Origin of the sequence: Haloterrigena sp. KLK7, from assembly GCF_037914945.1 — an archaeon.
Lineage (GTDB): Archaea > Halobacteriota > Halobacteria > Halobacteriales > Natrialbaceae > Haloterrigena > Haloterrigena salinisoli.
Genome location: NZ_CP149787.1, coordinates 392,902 through 411,022, shown reverse-complemented (window position 1 = coordinate 411,022; position 18,121 = coordinate 392,902). Strand labels below are relative to the sequence as shown.

19 protein-coding genes are annotated in these 18,121 nt (G+C 65.7%); 3 read left to right on the top strand and 16 right to left on the bottom strand.

Annotated elements, in window-relative coordinates:
- Positions 1–8: 8 nt before the first annotated feature.
- Together WD430_RS01975 and WD430_RS01970 are read right to left on the bottom strand one after the other, a co-directional pair.
- Entirely contained in the window at positions 9–1,709 is a 1,701-nt protein-coding gene (locus WD430_RS01975) for a methylmalonyl-CoA mutase family protein (protein ID WP_339104359.1), read from the bottom strand.
- Positions 1,710–1,821: 112 nt separating this feature from the next.
- The gene (locus tag WD430_RS01970; RefSeq protein ID WP_339104358.1) at positions 1,822–1,977 is read right to left on the bottom strand and encodes a hypothetical protein; all 156 of its coding nucleotides are present in this window, start codon (positions 1,975–1,977) and stop codon (positions 1,822–1,824) included.
- Between the two features lie 293 nt (positions 1,978–2,270).
- Between WD430_RS01970 and dpsA (WD430_RS01965) the strand changes: the two genes are divergently transcribed.
- From dpsA (WD430_RS01965) to dpsA (WD430_RS01955), 3 genes are read left to right on the top strand one after another with little or no spacing between them, the layout of a single operon-like run.
- A complete protein-coding gene (dpsA, locus tag WD430_RS01965; RefSeq protein WP_339104357.1) occupies positions 2,271–2,819 on the top strand; it encodes a DNA starvation/stationary phase protection protein DpsA in 549 nt (182 codons plus the stop codon).
- Positions 2,820–2,832: 13 nt separating this feature from the next.
- Positions 2,833–3,414 carry a DNA starvation/stationary phase protection protein DpsA gene (gene dpsA / locus WD430_RS01960; RefSeq protein ID WP_339104356.1) on the top strand — a complete coding sequence of 194 codons (582 nt, stop codon included), beginning with the start codon at positions 2,833–2,835 and terminating at the stop codon, positions 3,412–3,414.
- Positions 3,411–3,980, top strand: coding sequence for a DNA starvation/stationary phase protection protein DpsA (dpsA, locus tag WD430_RS01955; RefSeq protein ID WP_339104355.1), 570 nt, complete (start codon positions 3,411–3,413; stop codon positions 3,978–3,980). The genes dpsA (WD430_RS01960) and dpsA (WD430_RS01955) overlap by 4 nt, the downstream gene beginning before the upstream one ends.
- Before the next feature lie 137 nt (positions 3,981–4,117).
- On the opposite strand, the gene WD430_RS01950 is transcribed toward dpsA (WD430_RS01955), so the two are convergent.
- The 14 genes from WD430_RS01950 to WD430_RS01885 form a co-directional block, all read right to left on the bottom strand.
- Positions 4,118–4,924 carry a CBS domain-containing protein gene (locus tag WD430_RS01950; RefSeq protein WP_339104354.1) on the bottom strand — a complete coding sequence of 269 codons (807 nt, stop codon included), beginning with the start codon at positions 4,922–4,924 and terminating at the stop codon, positions 4,118–4,120.
- A gap of 101 nt (positions 4,925–5,025) precedes the next feature.
- Entirely contained in the window at positions 5,026–6,567 is a 1,542-nt protein-coding gene (locus tag WD430_RS01945; protein ID WP_339104353.1) for a DHH family phosphoesterase, read from the bottom strand.
- A gap of 66 nt (positions 6,568–6,633) precedes the next feature.
- Entirely contained in the window at positions 6,634–8,169 is a 1,536-nt protein-coding gene (locus WD430_RS01940) for an NADH-quinone oxidoreductase subunit N (protein WP_339104352.1), read from the bottom strand.
- A complete protein-coding gene (locus WD430_RS01935; protein WP_339104351.1) occupies positions 8,169–9,698 on the bottom strand; it encodes a NuoM family protein in 1,530 nt (509 codons plus the stop codon). The genes WD430_RS01940 and WD430_RS01935 overlap by 1 nt, the downstream gene beginning before the upstream one ends.
- Positions 9,698–11,743 (bottom strand): NADH-quinone oxidoreductase subunit L, encoded by a 2,046-nt coding sequence (nuoL, locus tag WD430_RS01930; RefSeq protein WP_339104350.1) that lies wholly within the window; start codon positions 11,741–11,743, stop codon positions 9,698–9,700. Before nuoL ends, WD430_RS01935 begins: the two co-directional genes overlap by 1 nt.
- A gap of 1 nt (position 11,744) precedes the next feature.
- Positions 11,745–12,050, bottom strand: coding sequence for an NADH-quinone oxidoreductase subunit NuoK (gene nuoK / locus WD430_RS01925; RefSeq protein WP_339104349.1), 306 nt, complete (start codon positions 12,048–12,050; stop codon positions 11,745–11,747).
- Complete coding sequence (locus WD430_RS01920) at positions 12,047–12,523, bottom strand: NADH-quinone oxidoreductase subunit J (RefSeq protein WP_339104348.1); 477 nt, start codon at positions 12,521–12,523, stop codon at positions 12,047–12,049. The genes nuoK and WD430_RS01920 overlap by 4 nt, the downstream gene beginning before the upstream one ends.
- Entirely contained in the window at positions 12,520–12,789 is a 270-nt protein-coding gene (locus WD430_RS01915; RefSeq protein ID WP_339104347.1) for an NADH-quinone oxidoreductase subunit J, read from the bottom strand. The genes WD430_RS01920 and WD430_RS01915 overlap by 4 nt, the downstream gene beginning before the upstream one ends.
- 2 nt (positions 12,790–12,791) lie before the next feature.
- On the bottom strand, positions 12,792–13,253 hold the full coding sequence (locus WD430_RS01910; RefSeq protein ID WP_008896380.1) for an NADH-quinone oxidoreductase subunit I: 462 nt from the start codon (positions 13,251–13,253) through the stop codon (positions 12,792–12,794).
- Complete coding sequence (locus WD430_RS01905; protein WP_339104346.1) at positions 13,250–14,344, bottom strand: complex I subunit 1 family protein; 1,095 nt, start codon at positions 14,342–14,344, stop codon at positions 13,250–13,252. The genes WD430_RS01910 and WD430_RS01905 overlap by 4 nt, the downstream gene beginning before the upstream one ends.
- 2 nt (positions 14,345–14,346) lie before the next feature.
- Positions 14,347–16,005: an NADH-quinone oxidoreductase subunit D gene (locus WD430_RS01900; protein WP_339104345.1), complete on the bottom strand. Its 1,659-nt coding sequence runs from the start codon at positions 16,003–16,005 to the stop codon at positions 14,347–14,349.
- Positions 16,002–16,709 (bottom strand): NADH-quinone oxidoreductase subunit B, encoded by a 708-nt coding sequence (locus WD430_RS01895; protein ID WP_339104344.1) that lies wholly within the window; start codon positions 16,707–16,709, stop codon positions 16,002–16,004. The genes WD430_RS01900 and WD430_RS01895 overlap by 4 nt, the downstream gene beginning before the upstream one ends.
- Positions 16,706–17,116, bottom strand: a complete 411-nt coding sequence (locus tag WD430_RS01890; protein ID WP_339104343.1) for an NADH-quinone oxidoreductase subunit A — start codon at positions 17,114–17,116, stop codon at positions 16,706–16,708. The genes WD430_RS01895 and WD430_RS01890 overlap by 4 nt, the downstream gene beginning before the upstream one ends.
- A gap of 347 nt (positions 17,117–17,463) precedes the next feature.
- Positions 17,464–18,096: an AIR carboxylase family protein gene (locus tag WD430_RS01885; protein ID WP_339104342.1), complete on the bottom strand. Its 633-nt coding sequence runs from the start codon at positions 18,094–18,096 to the stop codon at positions 17,464–17,466.
- Positions 18,097–18,121: the final 25 nt, after the last annotated feature.

The following is an 18,121-nucleotide window of genomic DNA, read 5'->3' as shown; positions in this document are numbered from 1 at the left end:
GTCCGTTCTCACGCTAATCCGATTTCTTCGCTATAGGCGCCGTGCTGGTCCTCGAACACCTGCATGATCTCGCCCATCGTCGCGTACGCCTTCACCGCGTCGACGATGTACGGGATCGTGTTTTCCCCGCGCTCGCTCGCCTCGCGGAGGTCCTCGAGGGCCGCTTCGACGGCCGCGTCGTCGCGATCGGCCTTGACGTCTTCCAGACGCGCCAGCTGGCGCTCGGCGGTCGTCTCGTCGATCTGGAGGGTGTCGGGGCTGGTGTCCTCCTCGAGGGTGTACTTATTGACGCCGACGACGACCTCCTCGCCGCGCTCGACGCGCTCCTGGTACTCGTAGGAGGCGTCCTGGATCTCCCGGAGGAAGTAGCCGTCCTCGATGCCCTTCAGGACGCCGTCCCGAACGGAGCCGTCGCCCATCTCGCGGATCTCCTCGATATACCGCATGGCGCGTTGCTCGGTCTCGTCGGTGAGCGCCTCGACGGCGAAACTGCCGCCCATCGGGTCGACGATGTCCGCCGCGCCGGACTCCTCGGCGATGATCTGCTGGGTGCGCAGGGCGACCCGGACCGCCTTCTCGGAGGGCAGAGCCAGCGCCTCGTCGAAGCTGTTGGTGTGCAGCGACTGCGTGCCGCCGAGGACGCCGGCCAGCGCCTGGATCGTCACCCGGACGACGTTGTTCAGCGGCTGCTGGGCGGTCAGCGACTGGCCCGCGGTCTGGGTGTGGAACTTGAGCCGCTTTGACTCGTCGGCCTCGGCGTCGTACCAGTCGTCCATCACGCGGGCGTAGATCCGGCGGGCGGCCCGGTACTTCGCGATCTCCTCGAAGAAGGAGTTGTGGCAGTTGAAGAAGTAGGAGAGTCGGGGCGCGAACTCGTCGACCGCGAGGCCCCGCTCCATCGCGTCCTCGACGTAGGCGAAGCCGTCCGCGAGGGTGAACGCCAGTTCCTGGACGGCGGTCGACCCCGCCTCGCGGATGTGATAGCCCGAGACCGAGATGGGGTGGAACTTCGGCGTCTCCCGGGTGCTGAACTCGACGACGTCCGTGACGAGATCCAGCGAGGGCTTCGGGGGGATCACCCACTCCTTCTGGGCGATGAACTCCTTGAACATGTCGTTCTGGAGGGTGCCGCGGAGGTTCTCGCGCGGAACGCCTCGCTGATCGGCCAGCGCGACGTACATCGCGTAGATCACCGGCGCGGAGGGGTTGATCGTAAACGAGGTCGAGATCTCCTCGAGATCGATCCCGTCGAAGAGGATCTCCATGTCCCGGAGCGTGTCGACCGCGACGCCCTCCCGGCCGATCTCGCCCTCGCTCATCGGGTCGTCCGAGTCGAGTCCCATCAGCGACGGCATGTCGAAGGCGGTGGAGAGCCCGGTCTGGCCCTCGTCGATCAGGTAGTGAAAGCGCTCGTTAGTCTCCTCTGCCGTCCCGAAGCCCGCGAACTGGCGCATCGTCCACGTCCGTCCGCGGTACATCGTCGGGTACGGCCCGCGGGTGTACGGTTCCTCGCCGGGAAAGCCGAGCTCCTCGAGGTAGTCGAGGTCGGCGACGTCCTCGGGCGTGTAGAGCCGGTCGACCTCGAGGTTCGAGACGGTCGCGAACCGGTCCTTGCGCTCACCGTGGGCGTCGAGGGCCGGCTCGAGCGTCTCCCGTTCCCACTCGTCGGCGGCCTCGCGGATCGACTCGAGGTCCTCCTCGTCGTACATACGCACACGATTTGCCGGACGCGGCATTAAGGATTCCGGGGAATGGTAGCGTGTGACGAAGGAGGCGCGACGGCGATCGGGGAACGGACGCGTTCGGGTGAGGAAGGGCCGATCAGGCGAAGCTCCGGAATTCGGTCCCGCCACAGCCACAGCGGTCGCCCATCCCGATCAGGAAGACGTCGCCGTCGTTCTCGATCTCGGCCGTGAAGATGGCCTGGCAGTCGTCGCATCGGACGGCGGTCTTCCGCTGAACGTTTGCGCGTTTCATCGTAGTCGATCAGAGGGCGGGTTCGGTGTTGAACCCGTTTCCAACGTATGTGGGGTCCGCGCTCGAGACAGTCAGTGGAGACGAAGGCGTTACCGAAGCGGCCCTCTACCTCTCGGATAGCTGCCAAAAACGGCGCGATGAATACAGAGGTGCTTCCAGTTTCGCTGCGCCGAAGGTCCCGTTGATCCGGTATACGGGCTGAGATTCCCCGATCTACGAGACGAATTTAGGCCTCCCAAAAAATGTGTGGTACCTGAAAGGTATATGGTCGTCGAGCGACTAACACCCATGCGATGAGCTCCCAAGAGACGACCGTCCGTCAACAGGCCGGGACCGTCGACGAAAACGCGCTCCGGCTCGATCAGGACAAAGCCGAACAGATCGTCGAGGCACTGAACTCCGAACTGGCGAACTCGTACGTCCTCTACCACCAGTTGAAGAAACACCACTGGGTCGTCGAGGGCGCCGAGTTCCTCCCGCTCCACGAGTTCCTCGAGGAGGCCTACGAACACGTCGAGGAGGGCGCCGACGAGATCGCTGAGCGCGCCCAGGCACTGGGCGGCGTCCCCGTCTCCGGCCCGTCGAACCTCGAGGACCGCGCCACCGTCGAGTTCGAGGGCGAGGACGTCTACGACGTCCGCACGATGTTCGAGAACGACCTCGAGATGTACGGCGAGATCATCGAGTCGATGCGCGGCAGCATCGAACTCGCCGAGAACCTCGGCGACCCCGCCACCGGCGAGCTGCTGCGCGAGATCCTCGTCCACCTCGAGGAGGACGGCCACCACTTCGAACACTACCTCGAAGACGACACGCTCGTCCTCGAAGAGGCCACTCACTGAACGGGTGACCCGAATGGCACAGAAACAAGGGCGACTCGTTCGGGAGCCCGAGACGGGCGAGCGCCGTCAGGAGTGGGGCACCATCGCGGCAAACGCGCTCCGGATCGACCCCGCCGACGCCGAGGTGATCGTCGACGCCTTGAGCGTCGACCACGCGGGATCGTTCAACCTGTTCTACCTGCTTCGCAAGCATTACTGGACCGCTGCAGGCGCCGAACACGGGGAAGTCGCTGACTTCCTCGAGGACGCCTACAAACGCGTGCGCGAGGTCAACGACGAGCTCGCGATTCGGATCGTCGAACTCGGGGGGATTCCGCCGAACACGCCGCCGACGCTTCAGGAACGGGCCGACGTCCACCTCGAGGCCGAGGACCTCTACGACCTTCGGACCTCCCTGGACGGTGATCTCGAGGGGTACGCGACCCTGATCGTCAGTATGCGCGACCACATCGCTCTCGCGGAAGAACGAGGCGATCCGGGCACGGCCGAACTGCTCCGCGACCGCCTCGAAGACCTCGAAGAGGACGCCCACGTCATCGAGCAGTTACTCGAAGCCGACACGCTCGTTCGAGCGGAGGTGCTGCAGGAACGATGACGAGTACACCGCATCTCCGACGACCAGACCCGTCTCACGTCCGCCAAGAGTGGGGGACGGTAACCGACAACGCGCTCCGTCTCGAGCGGGACGCGGCTGAACAGTTGATCACGGCCTTGAACAGCGAGATATCGGGGCTGTACATCCTCTTCAATCAGGTGCGAAAGCACTACTGGCTCGCCGAGGGGGCCGAATGGGGACCGATCAGTGGCTTCCTCGAGGACGCCGCCGACCGGCTCACGGAGATGACCGACGACATCGCCGTTCGGATCACCGCGCTCGGCGGCGTTCCGGCCTGTGGGCCGATGGGGATCCGCCAACACGCGCCGATATCCATCGAAGAAGCCCATCACTACGACGTCCGCTCGTCGCTCGAGCGCGATCTCGACGGGTACGCGACGCTCGCGGTGCAGTGGCGCGAACATATCGAACTGGCGGACCGGCTCGGCGATGCGGCGACGAACGAACTCCTGCGCCGCCATCTGAAGACGCTCGAAGCGGACGCGCACGTCCTCGATCGATACCTCGCAGACGATACGCTCGTTCTGCGCGATGCGACCGGGTGAATCGTTTCGGGGGCGACCCCCACGGCGTTCGCTCTCTCAGGCCGGATACCGGTCTCGTCGATACTCGGGACTGCGGTCACCGACGGCTGGTTCCGCGTGCGAACTGGCACGACGAACCGAGCCGATCGGCCCCGCACTCAGTCGTTGGACTGCAACCGTTCGGTCGTCTGGACGAGCGGGTGATGCGCGTAGTCGACGACCTCGATGTCGTCGATCCGCTCTAGGTTCTCTTTCTCCGCGGTCTTGGCCATCCCGAGTTCGATCGTGCGATCGACGACGATGACGTAGGCGTCCATCTCGTCGATTCCCAGCCGATCGGCCGCGAGCACGCGGTGGTGGCCGTCGGCCAGCAGGAGCGTGCCGTCGTTGTCGATGACCACCAGCGGCTCGGCCAGCCCGTGCTCGAGTTCGTACCGTCGGCCCTCGAGTTCGTCGGCGTAGACCCGGCCCTGCGTGGGTGTCAGCTCCCGCAGTGCGACGGTTCGGCGTTCCTGCTCGAGTTCGGTGTCGTGGATCTCCTCTAAGGTCCGGACGAGTTTCCCCACCTTCTCGGGCGTGGCGCGCTCGATCTGGCTGCGGATGACGTCGGCGTTGGAGATGATCCCCACGAGATTGCCGGCGTCGTCGACGACGGGGAGTTTCTGGATGCCCGACCGGAGGATGACGCGGGCGGCGTCGGTCACCTTCATGTCCGGGTGGGCCACGAGCAGATCGGTGGCCATCACCTTGAAAATCGGATCGTCGTCGTCGGCCAGCAACAGGTCGCGGGCGCTGATAAAGCCCTCCACGCGGCGCCGTTCGCAGACGGGGAATCCGCTGTGTTCGTCGCTCTCGGCGATCCGCGTGGCGACGTCGCCGACGGTTTCGTCGGGGGCGACCGTCGCGACGTCGCGCGTCATGTACTCCTTGACCCGAGGCTTGCTCCGGTCCGACACGACCTCCATGGACGGGCCAATGGGCCGCGCGCGCAAAAACGTGTCTTCTACGGTCGCGCGTTCGCCGAATCGCGGCACGCGGTTCTCGAACTGAACGACACCGGCCCCGCCTAGACGGACTCCCCGCTCTCGTCGGCCGCCGTCCGGTCCCGGGACGGGGACTCCGACTCGTCGTCGACCGAGAACAGCCGTTCGCTGGTCTGGGTGTACGCCCCGACGGACGTCCCCGGACCGGTGTCGATCGCCTCGAGGAATCGGTTCGTGATGACCTCCTCGACGACGCTGACGATCGACTCGACCTCGTCGGCGTCGTCGGCGTTGCCGAGGATGCCGAGCTCGAGCTGGGCGCCGGCCATGTCGGCGTGGCCGCCGGCGCTGCCGATCCGATCGAACGCGTCCCGGACCGTCTCGCCTAAGTCGACGTCGGCCGCCCGCGAGCGCGCGGAGAGGAAGACCATCTCGTCTCGAAAGCCGAAGACGAGCGTCGTTTCGACGCCCTCCATCGACAGTAGCTGCTCGGCCGCCTGCGGGAGGGCGTCGCGGTTGGTGATCTCGCCGACGCTCGCGACGGCGACCGAGTCCTGCTGAATGCGGTTCTTGATCGCCCGGGCGATCGTCTCTAAGGTCTCCCCTTCGATCGTCGGCTGCTCGATCTGCTCGAGCATCGACGTATCGGCGTGGGGCCACAGCAGCGAGGCGGCGTTGAAGTCCGCCGGAGAGACCTCGCGGGTGAAGTCGTTCGTGTCGATCCGGATCCCGTACAGCAGCGCCGTCGCCGTCTCCCATCGGGGATCGAGGCTGAACCGGTCGAGGTACTCCGTCAACACCGTACTGGTCGCTCCGGCCCCTTCGCGCAGATCGACGAACTCGCCGGGCACCGGGCCGCGGGGCGGATGGTGGTCGATGACGATGTCGATGTGGAGCTCCTCGGGCAGTTGGTCGTTGACGCCGGGCCGGGAGTGATCGACCAGCGCGTACGCCGCGTACTCCTCGAGGGAGTCGGACGGCGAGAGGTTCCGCAGATCGAGATCGAGCAGGTTGACCATCGCGCGGTTCTCCTGGTGAGAGATCTCGCCGAAGTAACAGGCGTCGGCCGCGACGTCCATCTCCGCAGCGATATCGACCAGCGCGACGGCACTGGCGATCGCGTCCGGATCGGGGTTGTCGTGCATGACGACCGCCAGTCGGCCGTCGATCGTCGACAGCCGTTGCCGGAGCCCGATCGCGGCGCCGGCCGACGGGCTCACGGTCCCCTCGAGGATGTGCTCGACCATCGACTGCTTGGCGTCGACGACGCAATCCGCGAGTTCCTCGAACCGCGTTCGGTCCGCTTCGGTCGCGTTTCCGCCCATGTAGGCGACGATCGAACTCGTCGGAAACCGCTCCCGGGCCTCAACGAGCGCGAGCCGGTTCCGGTCGGTCCGATCGCCGGCGACGAAGATCACGTCCGGCGTCTCGAGGTTCGCGATCACCGACGGATCGGTCGGGTCGGCCCGCCGCGCCGGGAGGCTCTCGTCGCGAAGCGTTTCGACGACGCTCTCGTCGTCGGTGACGACGAGCAGGCGATCGCCGGTGCGTGCGTCGCGCTCGGGGAACCGTTCGACGACCTGACGGCCGACCGTCCCACAGCCGAGCACGAGCCGGAAAACCATGTATCGCAGTTGCGATTCCGAGCGGGAAAAGCTACCGGGTCGCCAGTGACGGCCCCGGCCCCGCGGTCAGTTGATGAGGGCCTCCGCGGCGCCGGTGGCGGCCTCGGCGACCGGACCGAAGCCGGGGAGGATGACGATCGTCATCACGGCGGCGACGACGATCGCCGCGTAGAGCCCCGTCGGTTGTCCGAGCCGCTCGCGCGTCGCCGGCGGCTCCTCGATCCACAGCGCCTTGACCAGCCGCGAGTAGTAGTACAGCGAGAGCGCGCTGTTGACCACGAGCGCGGCGGCCACGGCCAGCATTGCCGGATTCGCTGTCGCCGCCTCGAGGGCGCCGGTGAACAGGAAGTACTTGCTGAAGAAGCCGCCGAACGGCGGGATCCCCGCGAGGCTAAAGAGGAAGACGGCCATCGCACCGCAGGCGACCGGCGCCTGCGTCGAGAGGCCGTTGTAGTCCTCGAAGGTGCGGCCGACGCCCCAGTGTTCGGCCAGTGCGACGAACAAGAACGCGCCCGTGTTCATGAAGCCGTAGACCAGCAGGTGCATCAGCGCCGCGCCCATGACGAGTTCGCCGCCGTCGGCCGACAGGCCGGCCAGCCCGATCAGGGCGTAGCCGGCGTGGCCGATCGACGAGTAGGCGAGCATCCGCTTGACGTTCTCCTGGGTCGCCGCCGCGAAGTTCCCGAGCGTCATGGTGACGATCGCGAGCACGACGAAGGCGACCGTCCAGTCGAAGCCGATCACGCCGCCGATCTCCTCGAGCGGGAAGGCCACGTTGAACACGCGGAACGCGATCACGAAGCCGGCGGCCTTCGAGGCCGAGGAGAGGAACGCGCTGATCGGCGCGGGCGCGCCCTCGTAGGCCTCGGGCGCCCAGAAGTGGAACGGCACGCTGGCGGTCTTGAACGCGATCCCGCCGAGCAACATGAGGATTCCCAGTCCGAGCAGGCCGCCGAAGCCGTCGGCGCCGCCGTCGGCGATGACCGTTGCGATGCTGTCCAGCTGGAGGACGCCGGTCGCGCCGTAGACCAGCGAGATCCCGTAGACGAAGATCGCCGAGGAGAGCGCGCCGATCAGGAAGTACTTCAGGCCCGCCTCGACGCTGCCGCGGTTGTCCTTCAGGATCGCCACGAGCGCGTACGAGGGAAGACTCGTCAGCTCGAGGGCGATGAAGATCGTCACGAGGCTGTTGGCGGCCGCGACCGTCGCCATCCCGGTCGCCGCGAGGACGACCAGCGAGTAGTACTCGGCCTGGTAGGTGTGATCGCGGAGGTAGTCGTAGCTGGCGACGACGATCAGCGCCGTCACGATGGCGACGATGATCGTGAAGTACAGCGCCAGCTGATCGACGACGAACTGGCCGTCGAAGATCTCGATGACGCCCTCGCCGCCGTCCATGGTCGGCGTGCCGACGCCGGCGGCGGTGAACCAGACGGCGACGGCCAGCGAGGCCAGCGCGCCGACGGCGGCGGTGCCGGCCAGCAGCGTGCGGTTCGTCGACCGCGGCGAGATGCTGTCCACGAGGAACAACACCAGTCCGGTCAGCGCCAGGATCAGCGCCGGGGCCAGCGCGGCCCACTCGGGCAGTTGATAGATCGCCATCACAGGTCACCTCCGTTCAGGATCGGATCGACTGCGTCGGTTATCATGTCGAATATCAGTTCGGGAGCCACGCCGAGGGCGATGATGAGCGCGAGCAACACGAACATCGGCGCGATGTCGTGCAGCGGCGCGCGGCCCACGTCGTAGTCGGTTTCCAGGTGATACGGGCCGAAGACGGTCCGCTGGAGCGCGAAGAGCAGGTAGCCGGCGACGATGACGATGCCGAACATCGCCAGCGCCGTAAAGAGCGGCGCGTAGGCGAAGTCGGCCTGGAAGGCGCCGAAGAAGATGGTGAACTCGCCGTGGAAGCCGCTCATCAGCGGCAGCCCCATGTAGCCGAAGGCGCCGGCGACGAGGATGCCGACGGCGATCGGCATCCGGTCGGCCAGCCCGGACATCTCCTCGACGCTGCGGGTGTGCGTGACGTTGTAGATGACGCCGACCGACATGAACATCAGTCCGGAGATCAGCCCGTGGGAGACCATCTGGAACGTCGCCCCGCCGACCCCGAACTGGGTGTAGGCGATCAGTCCGAGGATCACGTACCCCATCGAGGAAACCGAGGAGTAGGCGACGATCCGCTTCAAGTCAGTCTGGGCCAGCGCCAGCATCGCGCCGTAGATGACGCTGACGACCGCGACGGCCGCGATCGGGACCGCGTAGGTCGCGACCTGCTCCGGGAACATCGTGAAGTTGAATCGCAGCAGGGCGTAGGTCCCCATCTTCAGGAGTACGCCCGCGAGCAGCACCGAGGCGGGCGTCGGGGCCTGCACGTGGGCGTCGGGCAGCCACGTGTGGAACGGGACCACCGGCACCTTCACGGCGAACCCGAGGAACAGCGCGATGAACACGAGCGCCGTGAACGTCCCCGGATCGATACCGAAGACGCTCGACTGGACGCCGCCGCCGTTGACCATCGCGTCGGCGACCTCCGGCAGCGCGAAACTCGTCGCGGCGTCGCCGAGGCCGAAGACGAGCGCGATGAACGACCCGAACATCAGCAGCGACGCGACGTTCGTGTAGACGAAGAACTTGATCGCGGCGTACTTCCGGTCCGGACCGCCCCAGACCCCGATCAGCAGATACATCGGGATCAGGACGGCCTCCCAGAAGATGAACCAGACGAAGAAGTCCAGCGCCGAGAAGACGCCGATCAGGTTCGCCTCGATGAACAGCACGAGCCCGTAGAACTGGGACTCGCGCCGATCGATCGGCGTCCACGAGCTCAGGATCGCCAGCGAGCAGAGGATCGTCGTCATGACCACGAGCGGCAGGCTGATGCCGTCGAGGCCGACGAACCACTCGATCGAGTAGTCCCCGAACTGGATCCACTCGAGGTGGGACTCGAAGGCGAGGTCGCCGTCGAGCAAGGCGTTGCCGCTGCCGTCGAAGGCGGTGAACATCCACAGGCTGAGCGCGGCCGGCACGAGGCTGATGGCGAAGGCCAGTTTGCCCGCAACGCGATTCGGCGCGACGAACGTGACGAGCGCGCCGATCAGTGCGACCGCGATCAGTGCTTCGATCATCATCAGAACCACCCTCCGTAGAGTCCGAGACCGAGGAGCAACGCGACGAACCCGGCCACGATCAGCGCCGCGTAGTTCGTCACGAGCCCTGTTTGGATGCGTTTCACCCAGCTACTGCCGAACAGGCTGGCGTCCGAGACGCCGTCGACGGCGCCGTCGATAACGGATCGGTCGAACAGGTCGGCCGCCCGCGCCAGCGGCAGCGTGAGCCCCTCGGCGAGCCAGACCTGGTACTCGTCCTGGTAGTAGTTGTGCCGCAGGACGTTGTAGGCGCCGCCGAGTTTCGTCGTGTGTCGCTTCGGTTCGGGGACGTTGTACAGCGTGTGCGCCGCGAAGGCACCGGCCAGCGCCAGTCCCAGCGAGAGGCCGGCGCTGAGCAGCATCGTCGTCGTCTCGGAGCCGATGTACCCCTCTTCGAAGGCCACCATCTCGTGGTAGTGGTGGTAGGTCAGTCCCTCGACGTAGCCGTACTCGCCGTCGAGCCAGTGCTCGAGGAACGTGATGTCGGTCCCGGCGAGTTTGGCGATCGGCGCGAGGTTGACGAAGCCGGCCAGCGCCGCGAGGAGGCCGAGCACGACCAGCGGCGTCTTGATCGACCAGCCGACGCCGTGTGGGTTCTCGGCCGTCTCGGAACGGGGCTCGCCGTGGAAGGTCAGGAAGACCATCCGGAAGGTGTAGAACCCGGTGAAGAAGACGGCGAGCAGTCCCATCGCGTAGGCCGCGAGGATCACGGGCTGCTCGAGGCCGACGATCAGCGCGTCGAACAGCACCTCGTCTTTCGACCAGAAGCCGGAGAAGGGGACGATCCCGGCGAGCGCGAGCGCGCCCGCGAGGAACGTGTAGTAGGTGACCGGCGCCTTGTCCTTCAGGCCGCCCATCTCCCACATGTCCTGTTCGTGGTGCATGAGGACGATGACGGCGCCGGAGCCGAGGAACAGCAGCGCCTTGAAGAAGGCGTGGTTCATGAGGTGGAAGACTCCGGCGACGTAGCCGCCGACGCCCATCCCCAGCATCATGTAGCCGTACTGACTGATCGTCGAGTAGGCCAGCACCTGCTTGATGTCGTCTTTGACGACGCCCATCGTCGCGGCGAACAGCGCCGTGAAGCCGCCGACGAAGGCGATGATCGCCAGCGCGGTCGGGGACAGCGCGTAGTAGCCGAACATCCGGGCGACCAGGTAGACGCCGGCCGCGACCATCGTCGCCGCGTGAATGAGCGCGGAGACGGTGGTCGGGCCCTCCATGGCGTCGGGCAGCCACGTGTGCAGCGGGAACTGCGCGGACTTACCGATGACGCCGCCCAGCACGAGCAGTCCGGTGATCGTCACCCACGTCTGGGCGTCGAAGCCGAACAGCGTCGTCCCGTCCTCGATGGCCGTCTCGGCGGCGACGACGAACGACTCCTCGCCGGCGAAGGCGACCGTGCCGAACGTCGACGCGATGGCGACGACGCCGATCAGGAAGAAGTAGTCGCCGAAGCGGGTGACGAGGAACGCCTTCTTCGCGGCCGAGGGGGCCGACTTCGTCCGGAACCAGAACCCGATCAGCAGGTACGAACAGAGGCCGACGAGTTCGAAGAACATGAACGCCATCAGCAGGTTGTCCGCGTAGACGAACGCGAGCATGCTGAAGGTGAAGAGACCGAGGCTGGCGTAGTACCGCGGCAGCCCGGTCTCGCCCTCGTCGTTCATGTAGCCGAGGCTGAAGACGTGGACGAGGAAGGCGACCAGCGAGACGATGATCAGCATCAGCGCCGACAGCGGATCGATCAGCAGGCCGAAGGAGAAGGCGATCTCCTCGGCGCCGACCTCGGTCGTGACCGCGCCGGCCGACCACTCGTAGAGCGTCTCGTGATACGTTTCGCCGCCCGCGACCGTCGCGAACATCCACAGCGAGAACAGCAGCGAGGCTGCCGTCGCGAAGATACCCGGAATCGCGCCCTTCTTCGGCAACTGTCGGCCGAAGACGAGCGAGATGACGAACGCCGCGAGCGGGAACAGTGCGATCGCCGGAGCGTAACTGAATGGGCCTGCACCTGTTCCTACCATCTTACCACCTCATCGTCGTTGGAACCGTGACGTCGACGTCACGGAAGTTGCGATACAGCACCAGGATGATCCCGAGTCCGACGGCGACCTCCGCGGCGGCGAGTGCCATGGTAAACAGCGCGAACACCTGCCCGGTGAGGTTGCCGTGATAGAACGCGAACGCGATCAGATTGATGTTCGCCGCGTTCAGCATGAGTTCGACGGACATCAGGAACAGCAGTGCGTTCCGACGCGTCAGGATCCCCATGAGGCCGATACAGAAGACGGCCATCGACAGCAGGACGTAGTACTCGACGGCGACCGTCACTGACGGTCACCTCCGTTCGAGTTCGAGTCCGCGTCAGCGTCGGTCTCGGACCGACCGCCGTCGGTCGCCGTCGGCTCCGAGCGGCCGAAGCCGCTCGAGTCGGTGGCCGGACGGGCGCCGGAGCCGGCGTCGTCGGGGCCCGTACTCGAGAGCGGCGAGACGGGTTCGCCCGCCTCCTCGTGTTTCGCGAGGACCAGCGAGGCGTCCAGCGCCGCGTCGAGGGCGACCGCGACCAGCAGGAACGCCGCGAGGAACGGTTCGGTTCCCATCACGCCCGCGTCCTGCTGAAGCGCCTCGAGGTCGAACAGCGCGTAGCCGATGGCGGCGGTGATCGATTCGGCCTCGAAGCCGCCGTCGGCCATCGGCTCGAACGGCGTGTTGAGGACGACCAGCGCCATCAGCGCGAACAGTCCGACGGCCAACAACCCGGGGACGAGCGTCTTCCCGAGTCGGAGTCTCGGTCGGTTCGTCATGTCTGGACCACCTCTTCGGACGTCGGTTCGTCGCGCTGGGTGAGCATCACGGCGAACGTGATGAGGACCAGCACCCCGCCGACGTAGACGAGGATCTGCATCATGGCGACGAACTCGGCGGCGAGCATCACGAAGTGAACCGCGATGCTCATCAGGGCGACGCCGAGCATGAGCGCCGCGTGCCAGGGCTCCTCGAGGAGGACCACGCCCAGCGCGCTGAGCAGCGTCACGAGCGCGAAGGCCGCGAATGCGATCGTTTCGAGCATGGTTACTGGTAATCGACCTCCCCTTCGCCCTCGCCAATCCACGCGCCCCGGTCGGGTTCGCGCGACTCGAGCGGGTCGATGTCCTTGTACCACGGGACCGCTTTCAGCTGTTCCTTGTTGTAGACGAAGTCGTGTTTCGTGTCGGCGGTGAACTCGAAGTTCTGGGTCAGCAGGATGGCGTCGACGGGGCAGACCTCCTCGCAGAGCCGGCAGTAGACGCACTGTCCGATGTGGAGGTTGTACTGCTCGCCCTGTCGCTGGTCGTTCGTCACGATCTGGATCGTATCGTTCGGACAGACGTTCTCACACTGGCGACACCAGATACACCGCTCCTGGCTGAACTTGTGGACGCCCCTGAACCGCGGGGAGACGTCCGGTGCTGTCTCGGGATACTCGACCGTGAAGGTCGACCCGTCCAGTGCGTGCTTCATCGTCGTGGCCATGGATTTGAGGATGCCGATCATGCTAGTACCCCCACGATCACTGCGGTGAGGATCAGGTTCGCAAAGGAAAGGACGAGCAGTCCCTTCCAGCCGATCTCGATCAGTTGGTCGATCCGGACCCGGGGCACCGCCGAGCGGAGCCACTGGGTCAGGAAGAATACCGCCCAGATCTTGACGAGGAACCAGACGATGCCGAGTTCCGCCGGGCCGGGTCCGGCCGGGCCGCCGAGGAAGATCGTCGCGATGATCGCACCGCCGAGGAAGATGTGGAGGAACTCCCCGAGGTAGATCAACACGAAGTAGACCGAGGAGTACTCGGTCTGGTAGCCGGCGACGATTTCGGTCGGCGCTTCCGGCGTGTCGAACGGATTACGGCCGACTTCCGCGAAGTTCGCGACCAGGAAGAGGACGAACGCGAACGGGTTGACCAGCGCGTACCAGCGCGGGAGTTCCACGCCCGCGAACGAAATCAGCGGTTCGGCCTGCGCCGCGACGATATCGCTCAGCTGGAGGGTTCCGGCGAAGATCACGACCGACATGCCGGTGACGACCAGCGGAATCTCGTAGGCGATGTTCTGTGCCACCGCGCGGAGGCCGCCGATCAGCGAGTACTTGTTCGCCGACGCGTAGCCGGCCATCACCAGACCGAGGCTCGCGATTCCCGAGACGGCGAAGACGTACGCCAGTCCGACCTCGGGATCGGCGAGGTGAACGCCGCTGCCCATCGGGATCACGGCGAAGCCCAGCAGGGCCGAGCCCGCGACGACGATCGGCGCGAGGTCGTAGGCCGGCCGATCGGCGTTCTCGGGAACGACTAACTCCTTCGAGAGCAGGCGAACGGCGTCGGCGAGGATAATGAAGATCCCCCCCGGGCCGAGTCGATTGACCGCGATCCGGTCGGTGAACGCGGCGGTGATCTTCCGCTTGGCCCACGGGCCGGCGACGCCGGTCATCGCCAGCATCAGATTCCCGATGACGAACGCGGCGATAAACGTCGCGAGCAGTTCGCCCCCGACGCCGAAGCCGTCCAGTCCCGTTAGCTCGCCGATCCGCTCGGGGAGCAAGACCGTGTCGTCGCTCTGCAGCGGGACCGCTGTGTATCCGTCGACCATACTTACCGGTCCACCTCCCCGAGCACGATGTCCAGGCTACCCAGCGACGCGATCAGGTCCGGGACGTACTCCCCGTTCGCCATCTCGGGCAGCGCCGAGAGGTTGTGGAAACAGGGGCTGCGGATCTTGAACCGGGCCGGCTTGTCGGTGCCGTCGGCGCGGATGTAGATCCCGAGTTCGCCCTTCGCGCCCTCGACGGCCCGATAGACCTCGGTGTCCGCGTCCGGCTTGAGCGTTCGCGGCACGTTGGCCTGAATCTCCCGTTCGTCTTCGGGCCAGTCCTCGAGGAGGTCGAGACACTGCTCGATGATCTTGGCCGACTCCTCGACTTCCCGCATCCGCACGAGGACGCGGCTGTAGTTGTCACAGCCCGGTTCGGTGACGACGTCCCACTCGAGTTCGTCGTAGTAGCCGTAGGGGTCGTCCCGCCGGAGGTCGTAGTCGATTCCGGAGCCGCGGGCGACCGGGCCCGTACAGCCGTAGTCCTTGGCGGCTTCGGGTTCCAGAACCCCCGTATCGTGACAGCGGACCTGGAAGATCTCGTTGCCCGTCAGCAGGTCGTTGTACTCGTCGACCTTGGCGGGGAGTTCGTCGAGGAAGTCCCGCGTCTTCGCGATGAACTCCTCGCGGGGCTCCGGCAGGTCCCAGGCGACCCCGCCCAGCCGGAAGTAGTTGAACATGAGCCGCTGGCCGGTGAGGTCCTCGAGAATATCCTGTACGACTTCCCGGTCGCGCATCCCGTACTGGAAGATGGCGGTGAAGTCGCCGTAGACGTCCAGCGCGAACGTCGCGAGCGCGAGCATGTGGGAGGCGATCCGACAGAGTTCGGCACCCATGGTCCGGATGACCTGCGCGTAGTCGGGGACCTCGATGTCGGCCAGGTCCTCCGCGACGCGCGCGTACGCCCACTCGTTCAACAGGCCCGCCGAGACGTAGTCCCAGCGGTCCGGGTAGGGCATGATCTGGTGGCGATACGTGCCGTTCTGGCACATCTGCTCCTCGCAGCGGTGCAGGTAGCCGACGTCGGGATCGACGTCGACGACCGTCTCGCCGTCCAGCACCGTCTCGAGGTGGAGCACGCCGTGGGTCGCCGGGTGGTGTGGCCCGATGTTCAGGAACATCGTGTCCGACTCGGCGTCGTGGTGGTCCGGCTGGATCGGGTTGGCGTGGTCCGTGAGGGTGACGAGCTGGGGTTTCTCCTGGTCGTAATCCAGCGAGAGCGGATGTCCCTGCCACGTTTCCGGCAGGAGGATCCGTCGCGGATCGGGATGGCCCTCGTAGTCGATTCCGACGAGGTCGAAGGCCTCCCGCTCGTGCCAGTCGGCCGTGGAGAACACCGGTGCGGCCGACTCGCTGACGGGGTCGTCGATCGGCGTCGGAACGACGATCGAGACCTCCTGCGTGGGATCGGCGTACTTCTTCAGATGGTAGATCGACTCGTACCGATCCTCGTACTGCTGGGCGGTCAGGTTAGAGAGGTGGTCGAACCCGGCCCGCTCTTTCAGGTCCGAGAGGACGCTCTGGACGTCGTCCGGTCGGACGACGAATCCGGGCGCGTTCAGGTGATCGTCCCGCGCGAGCGCGCGGTCACCGAGCAGCGCCTCGAGTTCGTCCTCGGAGACCTCGACCGGCGGCTGGCTGCGTTCGAGTCCCGTGCTCATGGCGAATCAGCCCAGTTGTAGCGCATGACGAGGTCGTCCTCGTCGATGTCGTCGGCCAGTTTCTGGACGAGTTCGTCCTTCGGCAGGTCGCCGAACTGCTCGAGCTCGTAGGGCTTGACGACGACGGGCGTCGACTCGCCGTTCCGGATCCGCTCTTGCAGTTTGGCGACGCCGTAGATCAGCGCCTCGGGACGGGGCGGACAGCCCGGGACGTGGATGTCGATGGGGATGATCTCCTCGGCGCCCTTGACGACGTTGTATCCCTCCTGGAAGGGGCCGCCGGAGATCGTACAGGATCCCATTCCGACGACGAACTTGGGTTCGGGCATCTGGTCGTAGACCCGCTTCATGCGGGGGCCGAACTTCGAGACGATCGTCCCGGGGACGATCATCACGTCGGCCTGTCGCGGCGACGCTCGGGGCACGCCGGCACCGAAGCGATCGAGGTCGTGTTTGATCGCGTAGGTGTGCATCATCTCGATGCTGCAGCAGGCGATCCCGAACTGCAGCATGAACATCGAGTTGCCCCGCACCCAGTTCATGAACTTATCGAACTTCGTGAGGATGAACGGCGTCGAACCGAACGCCTCCCGGAGCTTGGAGTTAAACCGATCGTCGGGACCCTCACCGATCCGCGAGTCGCGGGTGTCCGTCGATGGTGCAGTGCTGCCGTGGATCTGTTGCCGTGGATTGTTGCTACTCATTGTCGCTCAGAGTCGGCCGCTGCCTGACGGGGTGTCTGTGCCCACTGTACTGCGCCGTTGCGCCACGCCCACGCGAGTCCGACCAATAGGACGGCGACGAACAGCAGCATTGGTCCGAGAATCTCGAGCAGCGGAACGCCCGCGTCCAGCGCATCCAGATACACGACCGCCCAGGGGAACAGGAGGACGGTCTCGATATCGAAGACGAGGAACAGAAGTGCAACCGTGTAGTACTGGATGTTAAACCGGACGCGCGTCCCGCCGGTGGGGATCTCGCCACTCTCGTACGTGGCGCGTTTGCTCGTTTCGGGGACGGTCGGCCGCAGGAGGTAGGATACCGCCATCATGCCCAGCGGTATCAACAGTCCCACGAGTCCCAGCGCCCCGATAGCGATCCAGTCATTCATCTCCGTAACGTTCGAGGCTTCCAACCGCACGCATATAAGGGTTGATTGTTCGTTTTTCGGCGATATCAGCATACTCCATCGACTTTCGTGATCGATTCCGACCGCGAATCGGAACCGCACGTGATAGTTCGCCATATGAAGGATGTACGCATCGGTAGTAACCGATTACGACGGGCTGTACTCGAGGGAGAGCACCGTCGTTCTCGATGGGGCCAGCGGCCGACGATCGGTTCGAAAGGCGACAGAACGGTCACTAGTATGGCGCCTAGCTGATAGTTAAATTATAACTAGGCGGAAAAACGAACGCGATATCGATCGTAATGACTGATGTACGGTTCGGTCGCCGATTACTCGCTCGAGAAGTTCGCGGTCCCCTGGTCGTGCAGCCGTCGCGACACGTCGCCGACCCCCTCGCGGAGCCCGTCGTGGTAGTCCACGAGCCGCTCGCGGACGGCCTCGTGCTGACGGGCGAGGATCTGGGCCGCCGACAGCGCGGCGTTGAACGATTTGCCGGCGTCGACCGCCACGAGCGGCGCGCCGGTGGGCATGCCGATGACGCTGTCGACCGACTTCTCCTGGACCGGGACGCCGATCACCGGCAGGGGGTAGGCGATCGAGGCCGTCATGTTCGGCAGGTCGGCCGACTTCCCCCCCGCGCCCGCGATGACGACCTCGAGGCCGCGCTCCTCCGCCGTCTCGGCGTAAGCGGTCATTAAGTCCGGCGTCCGGTGAGCCGAGGTCACGTAGGTCTCGAAGGTGAAGCGCTCTTCGGGCGGCTCCTCGTAATCGGTCTGTTCGGCGAAGCCGAGTTCGTCGACGAAGGCGTCGTAGGCGCCGCGACGTCGACCGCCGGTCATCATCGTCTCGAGGTCGGAGTCGCTGCCCATGACGATGCCGACGTCGGGTGTTTCCTCGGCCGGGCGGTCCTGATCGGCCTCGCGGTGCAGGCGGTCGATGAGGTCGCTGACGCTGTTGCTCATGCGTGGTGATGAGCGGGCGGATGAC

Coding starts and splice junctions, on each gene's coding strand:
- WD430_RS01975 (WP_339104359.1), bottom strand. CDS start 1,709: ATGTACGACGAGGAGGACCTCGAGTCGATCCGCGAGGCCGCCGACGAG.
- WD430_RS01970 (WP_339104358.1), bottom strand. CDS start 1,977: ATGAAACGCGCAAACGTTCAGCGGAAGACCGCCGTCCGATGCGACGAC.
- dpsA (WP_339104357.1), top strand. CDS start 2,271: ATGAGCTCCCAAGAGACGACCGTCCGTCAACAGGCCGGGACCGTCGAC.
- dpsA (WP_339104356.1), top strand. CDS start 2,833: ATGGCACAGAAACAAGGGCGACTCGTTCGGGAGCCCGAGACGGGCGAG.
- dpsA (WP_339104355.1), top strand. CDS start 3,411: ATGACGAGTACACCGCATCTCCGACGACCAGACCCGTCTCACGTCCGC.
- WD430_RS01950 (WP_339104354.1), bottom strand. CDS start 4,924: ATGGAGGTCGTGTCGGACCGGAGCAAGCCTCGGGTCAAGGAGTACATG.
- WD430_RS01945 (WP_339104353.1), bottom strand. CDS start 6,567: ATGGTTTTCCGGCTCGTGCTCGGCTGTGGGACGGTCGGCCGTCAGGTC.
- WD430_RS01940 (WP_339104352.1), bottom strand. CDS start 8,169: ATGGCGATCTATCAACTGCCCGAGTGGGCCGCGCTGGCCCCGGCGCTG.
- WD430_RS01935 (WP_339104351.1), bottom strand. CDS start 9,698: ATGATGATCGAAGCACTGATCGCGGTCGCACTGATCGGCGCGCTCGTC.
- nuoL (WP_339104350.1), bottom strand. CDS start 11,743: ATGGTAGGAACAGGTGCAGGCCCATTCAGTTACGCTCCGGCGATCGCA.
- WD430_RS01920 (WP_339104348.1), bottom strand. CDS start 12,523: ATGACGAACCGACCGAGACTCCGACTCGGGAAGACGCTCGTCCCCGGG.
- WD430_RS01915 (WP_339104347.1), bottom strand. CDS start 12,789: ATGCTCGAAACGATCGCATTCGCGGCCTTCGCGCTCGTGACGCTGCTC.
- WD430_RS01910 (WP_008896380.1), bottom strand. CDS start 13,253: ATGATCGGCATCCTCAAATCCATGGCCACGACGATGAAGCACGCACTG.
- WD430_RS01905 (WP_339104346.1), bottom strand. CDS start 14,344: ATGGTCGACGGATACACAGCGGTCCCGCTGCAGAGCGACGACACGGTC.
- WD430_RS01900 (WP_339104345.1), bottom strand. CDS start 16,005: ATGAGCACGGGACTCGAACGCAGCCAGCCGCCGGTCGAGGTCTCCGAG.
- WD430_RS01895 (WP_339104344.1), bottom strand. CDS start 16,709: ATGAGTAGCAACAATCCACGGCAACAGATCCACGGCAGCACTGCACCA.
- WD430_RS01890 (WP_339104343.1), bottom strand. CDS start 17,116: ATGAATGACTGGATCGCTATCGGGGCGCTGGGACTCGTGGGACTGTTG.
- WD430_RS01885 (WP_339104342.1), bottom strand. CDS start 18,096: ATGAGCAACAGCGTCAGCGACCTCATCGACCGCCTGCACCGCGAGGCC.